Origin of the sequence: Fusobacterium varium (genome assembly GCA_021531615.1) — a bacterium.
GTDB classification, from domain to species: Bacteria; Fusobacteriota; Fusobacteriia; order Fusobacteriales; family Fusobacteriaceae; genus Fusobacterium_A; species Fusobacterium_A varium_C.
Genome location: JADYUE010000012.1, coordinates 16,085 through 30,208, shown reverse-complemented (window position 1 = coordinate 30,208; position 14,124 = coordinate 16,085). Strand labels below are relative to the sequence as shown.

Here is a 14,124-nt window from a genome sequence, read left to right as displayed (position 1 = left end):
CTTTTCTCCTTATTTTTTATACTAACACTGCTTCTTTTTCTAACTCTTCACTCTCTATATTTTTTTCTTGCTTACCAAATTGTATCTCATATAGATGTCTATATAGTCCATTTAATCTTAAAAGTTCTTGATGATTTCCTACCTCTTTTATCTCTCCATTTTCCATTACAACTATCTTATCTGCATTTATAATTGTAGATAGTCTATGAGCTATTACAAAAGTAGTTCTATTTACCATAAGTTTATCTAAAGCATCTTGAACCAATCTTTCTGATTCTGTATCCAAAGCAGATGTTGCCTCATCTAATATCATAATCTCTGGATTTTGAATTAGAGCTCTAGCTATTGCTATTCTCTGTTTTTGTCCACCAGAAAGCATAGTTCCACGCTCTCCTACCTCTGTTTTAAACTGATTAGGCAACTCCATAATAAAGTCATAAGCATTTGCCATTTTAGCTGCTTTTACAATATCTTCCTCTGTAACCCCAGCCTTTCCAAAGGCTATATTATCATAAACAGTTCCACTAAATAGGAAGCTTTCTTGAGGAACGACTCCAATATAGTCTCTATATTTTTTTAATGAAAGATTTTTAATATTAATTCCATTAACTTCTATATTACCTTCTGAAACTTCAAAAAATCTAGGTATCAGATTTACAAGAGTTGTTTTTCCACTTCCACTTTTTCCAACAAAGGCTACTACTTCCCCTGCTTTAACATCAAGATTTATATTTTTCAATATCAATTCTGGTGAATCATCATAATGAAATGATACATTATTAAAACTCATAGTTTCAATTTTACCATTAAGTTCTTTTTCATCTCCATAGTGATCTTGCTCAACTGGAACATCTAATATTTCAATTACCCTATCTGCTGATGGTAATGCTTCTTGAAGATCATTGTTTTTATTTACAAGTCTTTTTAATGGTTGGCTCATCAATCCTAAAGCTGTAACAAAAGATATTAGATCTCCAGCACTCATTGTTTTAGCTACTAAAATTTGATATCCCCCATAAGAAGCTACTAATAGTACCATTATAGTTGTAATAACTTCATTTATAGGAGAAACTTTAGCCTTTATCTTAGTGCTTCTATATGATTTTTGAAACTCATCCATACTTATCTCTTTATATCTCTCAACCATATCATCACTATTATTAAAAGCTTTAATTACAAATACTCCTGATAGTGTTTCTTGAATAAAAGCTGTTACTGCTCCTGAAGTATCCTGTCTAATTCTTCCAGATTTTCTAATCTTCTTAGTGTATTTTTTTACTACTCTAATCATTAAAGGCATAACAATTAAAGCTATTAATGCAAGAATAAAATCTACTTGAAACATTCTAAAAGTTAAAGCTATAACTGTTAAAAACTCTTTAAACATATCAAATATGATAAATCCTATTCTTCCCAATGTTGCAGAGTCACCAGATAATCTAGCCATTATATCTCCAAGTTTATTTTGTTTAAAATAAGACATTGGAAGATGTTGTAAATGTGTGTATACATCTATTTTTATATCTCTTTTTATTGTCTCTGTAACATAGTTAGATGATATTGAAGCAAAATATCCTGTTAAAACTTTAGTAATAGTAGCAACAAAAATTCCAACAATTACTAGAACCATCATTTTAGCATTTTTATTTACCAATACATCATCTATAAGATATTTACTTAACCAAGCTGGAACTGCTCCCATTGCTGAACTTATAGTAGACATTACTATAACTGCAAACATAACCCACTTATATTTAAAACTATACCTTAAAAAAGTATTTAAGGATTTATTTTTAAAAATTCCTAATTTTTCCTTCATTATTCTCCTTTTATAAGAAACTCCCCATAACTTTTTATTATATTATTACCAGAAAGTTTTTCTCTCACCTCTGCTATATCCTTTGCAACCTTTTCTTTGCAATTCTCAAAATGATCTAAATATTTTTCTATCTCTTGAACATTACATCTCTCCTGTAAAAGTTCTGGATAAACTTCTCTATTTAATGTTAAATTAGGTAAAGAAACAAAACCTAATTTAAGTATATGTCTTGCTATAAAGGCATTTATAAATCCTGTTTTATATATCACTACTACAGGTATTCCCAATAGAGCTAACTCCAATGTTACAGTTCCTGAAGCAGCAATAGCAGTTTTACACTCTTTTACATATTGAGCCAAAGTTTTATCTTCAATCTCAACTTCAAGATTTTTATAGATAGTTAAATCCTTCTCTATCCATTTTAAATGTTCTCTACTTGATAATTTCAATAAAAATTTCTCATTTTTTCTCTTTTCTATTAGTTCTAACATAATAGGAAAAAGTGATTTTATCTCCTGCTTTCTACTTCCAGGTAATAGTAAAATCTTATCTCCTGTTCTTTCAACTACTGAGTATTTATCTACAAAAGGATTTCCAAAATATACAACTTTTACTCCCTCTTTTTTATAAAAATCAACTTCCCAAGGAAATATGACCATTATATGATCAGCCTTTACAAGTTTTTTTATTCTCCCTTTTCCCCATATCCATAATTTTGGTGGAATATAGTAGAATACTTCAACTTCAGGAACCTCTTTTTTTAAAAGCTCCAAGAACTTTAGATTAAATCCTCCATAGTCTACTAAAATAACTTTATCTATCTTCTCTTTTTTTATAAATTCTATATATTCATTGGCTTTTTTCTTCAAGAAACTATATTTTTTTATTATCTCTGTAAAACCCATTATAGCTAACTCTGTTATATCTTGAATAATCTCTACCCCTTGAGCTTTACTATGCTCTCCTGCTACTCCATAGAACTTTATATTTTTATTCTCTTGATGTATAGCTTTTACAAGATAGGAAAGATGGAGATCTCCTGATACCTCTCCTGTTGATACAAAAAATTTCATAAGCATCTCCTTTAAACCTTTACTCCCATTATAAAGAGATTATTTTCTTCAGCTAATTTTATAGCTTCATCTCTATTTAAAAATAGCATTTTTCCAGCTTCCCCAACTATTCCTCTAGCTTTTATTGCAACAGCTCTCTTTATAGTCTCTATTCCAACAGCAGGTATATCAACTCTCATATCCTGTTGAGGTCTAGACATTTTAACTATAATTGTTCTATCTCCTGCTAACTCTCCTCCACGTAAAATAGTTTTATCTGTTCCTTCGATTCCTTCAAGAGCAACTACTGAGGAATCCTTACATACAACTGTTTGTCCTGCATCTACTTCACTTAGAGCTTTAGCAGCTTCCATCCCTATTTTTATAGTTTTAAACTCTTCAGAAGTTGGAACTATTTTAGTATAGCATCTATCTTCAAACATAAAATTTTTCAAAAGATAATTTTGAGGTAAAACTTTTATTCCATTTAATCTAAAAAATGCTATAACTGCAAAAAGGAGAGTCTCATCCTTCTTGTCAGGTAATCTCTTCAGAAGTTCCTCTCCATATTTGTCTAATTTCATCTCTTTAAAAATAAGTTCTTTTTCTACTTTTCCAAGCATCACTATTTGATCTATTCCATTTAGAAGAAAATGTTTTATTATTCCTCCTACTTCCCCAATATTAAATGCTTTAAAAGAGCTGTATTCTTTAATTTCAGGTTCAATAGTATCAAAAAGTCCTATTGGGAAAACACTGATATTTTGCTTTTCAGCCTCTTGCAAGAAATAAAGGGGTAACTTTCCATTACCTACTATTATTCCTATCTTTTCCATTATCTTGTTATCCCCCTGTTACTTCCATTGATAAATTCTAGAAGATATTTTATATTTTTATCCTCTCCATATTGTTCTTCAGCTTGTTTAATTGCCTCTTTTAATGGAAGTCCATTTCTAAATATTATTCTGTAAACTTTTTTAAGATTAGAAAGCTCCTCATCAGTGAAACCTCTTCTTCTTAAGCCTATACTATTTAATCCTCTTATCTCTGCTTTATTTCCTTCAGCTAATACAAAAGGACAGATATCTTGATTTACAGCACTAGCTCCACCAATCATAGAATATGATCCTATTCTACAAAATTGATGTACTGGTGTAAGTCCTCCTATTATAGCAAAACTATCTACTACCACATGTCCAGCTAATGTTACATTATTTGCAAGAATACATCCATCACCAATAATAACATCATGAGCCACATGAACATAAGCCATCAATAGATTTCCACTTCCTATTCTTGTTTCCCATCTATCATCTGTACCTCTGTGGATAGTTACAAACTCTCTTATTGAGTTTCTATTTCCTATAATAGTTTTTGTTGGTTCATTTTTATATTTTAAATCTTGAGAAGCTTTTCCAATAGAAACAAATGAAAAAATTGTATTTTCTTCTCCTATTTCTGTTATTCCCTCTATAACTACATGAGATTGTAAAACTGTATTTTTTCCTATTTTTACATCTTTTCCTATAATACAGTAAGGTCCTATTTTTACTCCATCTTCTATAACTGCTCCCTCTTCAATGATAGCAGTGCTATGAATTTCTACCAACCTAAACTCCCCCAATCTTATTTATCTGTTATACAGAATGTAAATGTCGCCTCACAAGCTACTGTTCCATCTACTTTTGCTACTCCATGAGCTTTTACAAAGTTTCTTTTTATTTTTTCTACTTCAACTTCATAAATTACTTGATCTCCAGGTCTTATAGGACTTTTAAATTTTGCCCCTTCAACTCCTACAAAGTAAGGAACTTTCCCTTCAATTCCATCCATTACAAGTACTCCTAAACATTGAGCCATTCCTTCAACAATAAGAACTCCTGGCATTATAGGATGTCCTGGAAAGTGTCCATTAAAGAACTCCTCATTGATAGTTACATTTTTTAATCCTTTTATTTTTTGTTCCTCTTTATTAACCTCAATAATTCTATCCACTAATAAAAATGGGTATCTGTGTGGAATTCTTTTCATAATTTCTAAAGTATCTAACATGTTTTCCTCCTAAGTTTTCTTTTACTAATTTTTCTTTAATAATTTTGCAAATTCTATATCTAAAGCATGTCCTGCTTTGATTGCTATTATATGAGCTTTAATAGGTCTATTTAAAACTTTAAAATCTCCTATTATATCAAGCATTTTATGTCTTACAAACTCATCTTCAAATCTTAATCCATCTGGATTTAAAACTCCATCTTTCTTAATAACAATAGCATTTTCAAGAGTTCCTCCAAGAGCTAGATTATTTTGTTTCAAATACTCTATCTCATAATCAAAACCAAAAGTTCTTGCTGGTGCTATCTCTTTTTTATAAGTTTCTAAATCTATATCAAACTCAGCTAATTGTGATTTTAAGAAAGTGTGATTAAATTTTATTGTATAAGTTATCTTATATCCATCATATGGTAATGCCACTATGTTTTTATCATTTACACTTAAATATATCGGCTCTTTAAGTACTATAGGTTCTACTTTTTCAGCTAACTCTTTAATTCCAGCCTCTTCAAATAGTTCAATAAATTTCTTAGCACTTCCATCACAGATAGGAAGTTCATTTCCATTTAACTCTACTATCAAATCTGTTATTCCTGCAACATATAGCGCTGATAAAAAATGCTCTATTGTATAAACCTCTGCTCCATATTCATTGTGAAGATTTGTCCCTCTAGTTAGATCAAAAGTATTTTCTATATCAAGAATTATCTGATTCTTTCCCTCTTCAAGATCTTTTCTTACAAAAATAATCCCTTTATCATGTGGAATTAATTTCATATCTATATTTTCACCTTTGTGAAGCCCTATTCCTGAATAGCTTATCTCTTTTGCTAATGTCTTTCTATACATCTTAACCCCTTTCTTAATTTTTAGTTAAAAATTTATCTGCAACTGCCATAGCAATCTCTCTTTTTCCATCAACAAAATTTATCTCAACTTTCTTTTCATTTACCCCTATGACAATTCCCAAACCAAATTTTTTATGGAAAACTTTTTCTCCAATTGAATATGGAAATGATTTTGTTTGTGCATTTTTTTTCAAATCATCAAGAGTTATTACCTTTTTAAATTGTGATAGATCTGATTTTGGCTTTTCTCTTTTAATTTCTATAACTTTTGTATTACGTTCTAGTAAGTTTTCTGGAATCTCATCAATAAATTTTGATGGAGTTCTAAAACTTTCTTGTCCATACATAAATCTATTAGCTGCATAAGAGATGTATAATCTATCCTCTGCTCTTGTTATAGCAACATAACAAAGTCTTCTCTCCTCTTCTAGCTCTTTAGGTTCAAACATTGCTCTTTGTCCTGGAAAAATTTCATCTTCCATTCCTGCTATAAATACATTTGGAAACTCTAACCCTTTTGAGTTATGGATAGTCATCAGTTTTACATAATCTCTCTCCTCTTCAAGATTATCAGTTGCACTTACCAATGAAACATTTTCAAGATACTCTCTTAATGTCATAGTTTCTACAACTTTTTCCATTTCTGTAATAGAGTTTTTTAACTCTTCTATATTCTCTCTTCTACTTTCTGCATCTTCGTATGTACTATCTAAATAATCATAATATTTGATCTTTTTAACTAAAGTTTTAAAAAGTTCAGAAACAGTTTCGCTTTCACTAATCTCTCTAAAATATTCCATCATATCATAAAACTCTGAAAGAACTATTCTCATATTAGCAGTTAAAGTAGTTATCTCCTGAGATTTTCCTAATGCTTCATAAACTGAAATTCCATTTTCTTTTGCAAAGTCATTTATTTTTTCTAAACTTTTATCCCCTATTTTTCTCTTAGGAACATTTAAAATTCTAGTTAAATTTAGACTATCTTGAGTATTATTAATTACTGAAAGATAAGCAATAACATCTTTTATCTCTGCTCTTTGATAGAATTGCATACCACCAAAAACTTTATATGGGATATTATTTCTTAAAAATCCCTCTTCAAAAAGTCTTGATTGAGCATTTATTCTATATAAAATTGTAAAATCTCTATATTTTTTACCCTCTTGGACTTTTCCTTTTAAAATTTCATTTATAATTAAAGAAACCTCTTCTCTTCCATCTACACATGAAAGAACTTTTATCTTTTCTCCACTTGTCTTTTTAGTCCAAAGTTTTTTATCTCTAGCACTTGTATTATTTTTTATTACAGCATTAGCTGCATCTAGTATCACTGATGTTGAACGATAATTTTCCTCTAATTTTACAACTTCTGCATCTGGATAATCTTTTTCAAAATCTAATATATTTTGAATATTAGCTCCTCTAAATCCATATATACTTTGATTTTCATCTCCAACAACACAGATATTTCCATATTTTTTAGCAATTTTATTAATAATATTATATTGAATATTATTTGTATCTTGATACTCATCTACCATTATATATCTAAATTTTTCCTGTATTCTATTTAGAACATCTGGTATTTCTAAGATTTTTTTAGTATTTACTAAGATATCTGAAAAATCCATTCCATTATTATTTTTTAAAACTATATTGTATCTTCTATATACTTCAGCTATAATTTTAGCATTTTGATTATAATTTCCCTCTGATTTTTCGTACTCTTCTATTGGAGTCTCTTCCTCTTTTAATTTAGAAATTTTTGATACTATTATTCCTTCAGTTAAGTTTTTATCCTTAACTACTAACTCCTTTAAAATACCTTTTACTACCCTCTTTTGATCATCTGTATCATAGATAGTAAAGTTTGCTCCATATCCTAAACGATCTCCATATATTCTAAGAAGTCTTAACCCAAAAGAGTGAAATGTAGATATCATTGTTTTTTTAGCATCTTCACCAATTAAATCCTCTACTCTCTCTTTCATCTCTTTAGCTGCTTTATTTGTAAATGTAACAGCTAAAATACTATATGGAGAGATTCCTATCTCTCGTATCATATGAGCTATCCTATATGTAATAGTTCTTGTTTTTCCTGATCCTGCCCCTGCAAGTATTAACAATGCTCCCTCTATTTTAGATGCAGCTTCTCTTTGTCTATCATTTAATCTGTCTAATATACTCATTAAAACTTTCACCTCTTTGAATATTAATTATACCATAAAACTACTGCTCTTATCAATGTAAACTCTCTATTTAACCAAAATCTTAGGTTAGTTATAAAAAAAGGAAGAAGCTTTGCTTCTTCCTATGTGAACTTTTTTAGTGCCATGAAAACTGAGTGAAGCAGATTCTATACCCGTAATAAATACCTTAGTGCTGCTTCCTTCCAGACCTGACACGGTTCGATACTATTACGCCATAAAATTCCCCAAACAATTTCCATGACGATTAATTATATCAATTTTTTCCCTATCCGTCAATCATTAATTTTAAAACCTTTGAAATAACTCATTTAAAATGTCCTTTTTATTTTTTGATTTAAGATATTTTATCTGTTCATCAATCTTTTCAAGTTCACCTATTTGAATATTTAAATTTTCTTCTGAAACTTTTCTAATCTCTTCCTCTTTTTCTCTCAATAATTTTTCATATTTTAAAATCTCTGATTCACTAGCTTTTTTCAAATCTTCAGATATTTTTTTCTTCCAATATCCATTATTGCTATTTAAGATTCTTGTAATCTCTTTAGATAGATTACTTTTTACATATACTCTTCTTGTTTGAGAATCATAGCCATAGCTAATCTTTCCATTTTTTACCTCACTTAATAGAGGAATTATCATCTCTTTAAGCAGTGGCATTTTTAAATTCATAGTATCTACAATACTTCTTCCATTCAGATTCATATTATTAATATTCAGATTTCCTGAAGTGATTATATCTTCCTTAGATAAGATAGTTTTTTGAGTCATTGCAGCTGTTCCACCATTTATATAATCATTAAACTCTTTTAACTCATCTAAATCAACTTTTTGAATATCTATATTTATATATCCCTCAGGAACGTCTAAATTGAAATAACCATCCATTTTCCCGTGACTTTGATTTTTATCTCCTGTTAACATAAAACTTATATTTTCTGTATTTCTTGAAATTCTACTAGAGATATTATGTACCTCTCCATTTAACATAAATCCATATGTTTCAGAAGTAATATCCAATTCCTCTATATATAATTCCCATTTATTAACAGCTTTTTTATCCTCTTCTTTTCTTAACTCTAGTTCTTTTACTACCTCTCTATACTTAACTACAAGTTCATACATTTTTTTCTCATACACTTGGTTTAAGTAGATATTTACTAATGTATCTAAGTCCTTTATTACAATTTCACCATTTTTTACAAAATTATCAATACCTTTATCCACAGAAAATTGAAGTTCTGGGGAGTTTTTCATATCTTGAAGATCTAACTTCATCTGTTCTTTCTCTACTGAAAGTTTTTCATTTAAAGCTTTAGCAGATTGAAGAATCTCTTTAACCTCTCTATCCATTTTAAAAATATCTAATGGATTTTTTAAGTTACTTACTTTTTTCAGATTTTTTCTTATCTCTTTAAATTCTACTCCATTTTCTATCTCTTTTATTCTAGTTTCCCAATAATTTTTCTTTTCATCTAACAGTGAATTATTTTTCTCATACTCTGATTTTAATATATTGTTTAGGCTTAAATCATTTATTCTAATTTGATCTAAATAGCTATTTTCAATATTTTTTACTATTTTATTTTTACTCTCTTCTGTATCTGCTGGAATTACAACTTGATAAGCATCTAAAGGCTTTTTATTAAAGTTTCCATCTATACTTCCATCAGTCTTTCTATCTGTTAAAAAATCAAATTTAATAATATGTGCTTCACTTATAAGAACCTTCTTATCTGAGATATATACATCATAATCAGCATTAAACTCCCCAATAGTTACAAAGTTTTTCATTCCATCTCTTTGACTTGTAAAATCAATATCTTTTACAACTATTCTCTTACTAAAAGGTGAAAAATCAACACTTCCAATATCAACCTTTCCTTTATTTAACTCTGTTAATTTCTCCTCAAGAATATACTTTACTATAAGATCTTTTGATAGATATGCTCCACCTAACAAAATAACAAAAGCTCCTAAAACTCCCATTCCAATCTTTTTTATATTCATACCTTCAACTCCTTAACTGAATTTTTTAGCTAAAATTCTAGTTTTTCCCTTTTTAGTTTCTCCTAAGATTGATTCAATTATAAATTTTCCTTTTTTCCTTATAGAGATAATATCCTTCTCCTTGATTACTCTGCTTTTTTCTTTTTCCATTCCATAATTTAACAATACTTCCCCAGCTTCTATTTTTTCACTTCCATCATTTCTTGAGAAGTTCCCTAATGCTGAAACTATCACATCAAATCTCATTGATGCTACACTTTCTACAATATCTATAAATTCACTTTCAGGTATCTCTTGAAATTTTATCTCCTCAATCTTTACTGGAGTTTTACCTATCTCTTTTAAATTATCAACTAAAAAATCAAATAGCTCTTCATTTATTATACCATAACAAACACCATTTTTTACTATTAAATCCCCTAATATCTCTCTTTTTATCCCTAAAGACATTATTGTCCCTAAAAAATGTTTGTGCTCTAACTCTTTAAATTTTGAACTATTTATTATTTTAAAATATTTTACAGGAAATTCTAAAAATTCTCTATCAAAATCTTTTGGGATTATTCCTATCATTCTTTTTTCACAGCTATCATTTAATCCAATTGTTTCAAAATCTACCCCTTCATTTATACTATTCAATCTACTCCAAAATTGTGGTGGGTAAAAATATTTAGTATATACTGGATAATCTATCTGCTGACATAGCTCTATATCATCACAGAAACTTCCTATTAAGGTACTATCTATTTCAGAAAATAAACTTTGCAACTTTTTTCTATCCAAAATTTTCTCCTCTCATTCTTACAAAAATTTTCATATTTAGATTTTATCTAATTTTTTATAAAAAATAAATAGTTTTTTTATTATTTATACATCTTAATTTCTATGAGATTCTAATATTAAATTGAAAAAAAGTTTTTTTTATGTTAAAATTAACTGATTATTTGTTAATTAAGGAGATGAATTTTTTATGGTAAAAAGAAAATATATAGCCCCTAATGCTATTACTGCTGCTGGACTATTCCTAGGTTATATGAGTATTACTGCTTCTAGTAAGGGAGAATTTATTCAAGCTATATGGTTTATTATCTTAGCAATGGTTTGTGATGGACTAGATGGAAAAACAGCTAGAAAATTAGATGCTTTCAGTGAATTCGGTAAAGAGTTTGACTCTTTCTGTGATGCTGTATCATTTGGACTAGCTCCTAGCCTTTTAGTTTATAATATTCTTATGGCAAATGTTGCTAGAAGTGCATTTATTCTTCCAGTTTCATTCCTATATGCTCTTTGTGGTATTATGAGATTGGTTAAATTCAACATTATAACAGTTGCTTCTAGTGAAAAAGGTGACTTTAGTGGAATGCCTATTCCTAGTGCAGCATCAATGGTTTGCTCATATATTCTTTTCTGTGATACTATGAGAAAAAATTTCGATGTGGATCTTTTTAATTTAGATATTTTTATTGCTATAACTGTAATAGCTGCTGTACTTATGGTTAGTACTATGAAATTTAAAACTCCTGATAAAGCTTTTCCTTTTATACCTAAAAAGTTCGCAGGACCATTTATTTTAGCAGTAGTTGTTACTTTAAAATATAGCTTATTCATTGTTACATTTACTTATGTTATTTTAAACATAATGACTCATATTACTAGAAGATTTGAAAATAATCACGAAGATCATGATGATACTGAAGAGATAATAGAAGTTATTGAAGAGGAAGTTGAAGAAAAATAACTTTTAATAGTTACTTAGAGTCAAGTTTAGTTATTTACTAACTTGGCTCTTTTTTTATTTAAACTATAATTTAGCTAACTAAATTCATTTTTTCTTGTGTATCGTTAGGTTTTGACAAAGTCCCTTTGCTTTTAGCGATTATTAGTCAAGTTAAGTTATCTAAATTTCTTTTAAATATCAGCTAAATTCCATGTCAAAGAATAAAGAGAGAGTAAAACTCATCTGACTAAAATTCCGAAACTCGACTTCGTCTCAAACACGTCGGAATTTTTAGTGTCAGATTTCATAACTCTCTCTAATATTCTTCTCCAAATTACATTTAGCTGATATTAAGAATAACTCTAATTAAAAAAGTAAATTATCCCTAACATCAAGTTGACGTAATTTAGAAGTGAATATTAGAAGCCCTTAGCGAAATGCAGTTAAGAAAATGCAACGTGTTTGAGCGAGCTTGCGAGTGAGTTTTGCATTTTCAACGGAATGAGCCTAGGGATTCTTTATTCACTGACATGGAGTCAAATTGATGTTAAAAAATATAAGTTTTATAAACGTAAATTAGAATGATAAATTATAGTTTATAAACTTATCCTTCAATTAAAAAAAGCACTTAAAATCTTAACTTAATAAAATTCTAAGTGCTTTTATCTAATTATTTAAAAAATCTAAATCTTTATTTTGATTATAATTACGTTGAATAATTGTTCCATCTTTCTTATAAACTCTACTCTCTTTTATTCTACCACCATCATAAAATTTAAAACTTATTCCTTGTGGTTTATCATCAATATAATTTATAATCTCATCTAAATATCCACCTTCATCAAAGGTAACATAATTTCCCTCAATTTTATCATCTACATACATCGCTCTATACTTTAGTTGTCCATTTTCATAGAACCTAAAATACTCTCCATTTTTCTTATTGTCCTTATATACTATCTTTTCTTTAATATTTCCATTTTCATAAAAAACAAGCCATTCTCCTTGTCTCATTCCATTTTGAATATCTCCTCTTTCATAGATCTTTCCATTACTATAAGAAGAGTGATAATTCTTATTTACATTTGAACAACAATTTCCATATACTACCATACAAGACAACACTAAAAATAGAGCCATCAAACTTTTTTTTAACATATCTTTCTCCTAAAGATGTCTATCTTACCCTATTTATTTCTTGATTCATTTATACGTCTAATAGCTATATCTCTTGCTTTTATATATTGTTCTTGAGTTATATATTTTTGCATCTCTATTTGACTTCTAATTCTATCTTTTAAGATATTAGCTTCAATATCTCCTATTCTATCAAATAGTGCATCTATCTCAGCTAAATTTTGTTCTGCTCCATCAAGAACATACTTATTTACTTCTAATTCAAGTTGTTTTTTCTCTAAAAGTAGCATCTTATAGTTTGTACTTACTTTTCCAACCATACCTTTAGCCTTATTTATATTCTCTTGTGAAACTCCAACTTTTTTAAAATCTTCATCTGATACTATTCCAAGCCCACTATTATCAGCAAGTGCTAAAGATGAAAATGCCATCATAATAAATAGACCACTTAAAAACTTTCTCATTTATTCTCCTCCACTAAATCTGTACATCTAATCCGAATAAATCTTCTGTATTTATTTCTACTTTTTTATCATCAAACATTGAGTCTGAAAAAATATGATCTAAAGTAATATCGTTTTTATCTAAAAACTTCTCACTTACATTTCTATTTATTACATACTTATCCATAGAATTTAAATTTGTTTCTTTAAAAAGCATTTGATAAGTTGAACTTGTAAACATTCCTAGCACAAATAAAGATAATGAAAATAAAGATTTTCTCTTATTTTTTCTCTTTTCCTCTTCTAATAGAGTTTTGTAAATATTAGCTCTTACTCTCTCTTTAGGCGTCATATTAATTTCCTCCCATATCTCTGATAGCTTTATAATATACTGATTTCACTGTGGATATATTCATAGCTTTCATATCAGCTATCTCTTTTAACTTATATCCATAAATATCTTTTAAAACTACTATCTCTCTCTCTTCTAAAGATAACTCTTTTAATTTTTCTTCCAATATAATAGGTGTATCTATATCTGAGTTACACTCTAAGGCTAAAATCTCTTCATTTATGTCTAATTCAACCTTTCTTTTCCTGAAAAAGTCATAAATTTTGTTAATAGCTATTTTATAGATCCATGTATAAATATTACTATCTGCTCTAAATTTGCTCAGATTTTTATAAACACTCATAAAGACCTCCTGAGATATATCCTCTGCATCTTCAGGATTCTTTACCACACCTAATATTTTGTAATATATCCTATCGAAATACTGCTCGAAAATCTCATCAAAGTCCATGTTCTTATACCCTCACAAAGTTATTATATTAAT

Annotated in this window: 14 protein-coding genes and 1 other RNA gene; 1 reads left to right on the top strand and 14 read right to left on the bottom strand. The window is 28.5% G+C overall.

Annotated elements, in window-relative coordinates; genetic code table 11:
- Window positions 1-16: 16 nt before the first annotated feature.
- The 10 genes from I6E31_06000 to I6E31_05955 form a co-directional block, all read right to left on the bottom strand.
- Window positions 17-1,819: an ABC transporter ATP-binding protein gene (locus I6E31_06000; GenBank protein MCF2639527.1), complete on the bottom strand. Its 1,803-nt coding sequence runs from the start codon at window positions 1,817-1,819 to the stop codon at window positions 17-19.
- On the bottom strand, window positions 1,819-2,892 hold the full coding sequence (lpxB, locus tag I6E31_05995; protein ID MCF2639526.1) for a lipid-A-disaccharide synthase: 1,074 nt from the start codon (window positions 2,890-2,892) through the stop codon (window positions 1,819-1,821). Before lpxB ends, I6E31_06000 begins: the two co-directional genes overlap by 1 nt.
- A gap of 11 nt (window positions 2,893-2,903) precedes the next feature.
- Entirely contained in the window at window positions 2,904-3,707 is an 804-nt protein-coding gene (gene lpxI, locus I6E31_05990; protein ID MCF2639525.1) for a UDP-2,3-diacylglucosamine diphosphatase LpxI, read from the bottom strand.
- Window positions 3,707-4,480: an acyl-ACP--UDP-N-acetylglucosamine O-acyltransferase gene (gene lpxA, locus I6E31_05985; protein MCF2639524.1), complete on the bottom strand. Its 774-nt coding sequence runs from the start codon at window positions 4,478-4,480 to the stop codon at window positions 3,707-3,709. The genes lpxI and lpxA overlap by 1 nt, the downstream gene beginning before the upstream one ends.
- A 17-nt stretch (window positions 4,481-4,497) precedes the next feature.
- Window positions 4,498-4,923, bottom strand: a complete 426-nt coding sequence (gene fabZ / locus I6E31_05980) for a 3-hydroxyacyl-ACP dehydratase FabZ (GenBank protein MCF2639523.1) — start codon at window positions 4,921-4,923, stop codon at window positions 4,498-4,500.
- 24 nt (window positions 4,924-4,947) lie between these two features.
- Entirely contained in the window at window positions 4,948-5,772 is an 825-nt protein-coding gene (gene lpxC, locus I6E31_05975; GenBank protein MCF2639522.1) for a UDP-3-O-[3-hydroxymyristoyl] N-acetylglucosamine deacetylase, read from the bottom strand.
- 13 nt (window positions 5,773-5,785) lie between these two features.
- Window positions 5,786-7,963, bottom strand: coding sequence for an exodeoxyribonuclease V subunit gamma (locus tag I6E31_05970; protein MCF2639521.1), 2,178 nt, complete (start codon window positions 7,961-7,963; stop codon window positions 5,786-5,788).
- 151 nt (window positions 7,964-8,114) lie between these two features.
- Window positions 8,115-8,213: signal recognition particle sRNA small type (ffs, locus tag I6E31_05965), an RNA gene on the bottom strand.
- Window positions 8,214-8,269: 56 nt separating this feature from the next.
- On the bottom strand, window positions 8,270-9,985 hold the full coding sequence (locus I6E31_05960) for a hypothetical protein (GenBank protein ID MCF2639520.1): 1,716 nt from the start codon (window positions 9,983-9,985) through the stop codon (window positions 8,270-8,272).
- A gap of 18 nt (window positions 9,986-10,003) precedes the next feature.
- Entirely contained in the window at window positions 10,004-10,774 is a 771-nt protein-coding gene (locus tag I6E31_05955; protein MCF2639519.1) for an RNA-binding protein, read from the bottom strand.
- A 187-nt stretch (window positions 10,775-10,961) separates the two neighbouring features.
- Between I6E31_05955 and pssA the strand changes: the two genes are divergently transcribed.
- Entirely contained in the window at window positions 10,962-11,729 is a 768-nt protein-coding gene (gene pssA, locus I6E31_05950; GenBank protein ID MCF2639518.1) for a CDP-diacylglycerol--serine O-phosphatidyltransferase, read from the top strand.
- A gap of 645 nt (window positions 11,730-12,374) precedes the next feature.
- On the opposite strand, the gene I6E31_05945 is transcribed toward pssA, so the two are convergent.
- From I6E31_05945 to I6E31_05930, 4 genes are read right to left on the bottom strand one after another with little or no spacing between them, the layout of a single operon-like run.
- Window positions 12,375-12,866, bottom strand: coding sequence for a toxin-antitoxin system YwqK family antitoxin (locus I6E31_05945; GenBank protein MCF2639517.1), 492 nt, complete (start codon window positions 12,864-12,866; stop codon window positions 12,375-12,377).
- Window positions 12,867-12,895: 29 nt separating this feature from the next.
- Complete coding sequence (locus tag I6E31_05940) at window positions 12,896-13,309, bottom strand: hypothetical protein (protein ID MCF2639516.1); 414 nt, start codon at window positions 13,307-13,309, stop codon at window positions 12,896-12,898.
- Window positions 13,310-13,322: 13 nt separating this feature from the next.
- A complete protein-coding gene (locus tag I6E31_05935) occupies window positions 13,323-13,640 on the bottom strand; it encodes a hypothetical protein (GenBank protein MCF2639515.1) in 318 nt (105 codons plus the stop codon).
- A 1-nt stretch (window position 13,641) separates the two neighbouring features.
- Complete coding sequence (locus I6E31_05930) at window positions 13,642-14,091, bottom strand: RNA polymerase sigma factor (GenBank protein ID MCF2639514.1); 450 nt, start codon at window positions 14,089-14,091, stop codon at window positions 13,642-13,644.
- Window positions 14,092-14,124: the final 33 nt, after the last annotated feature.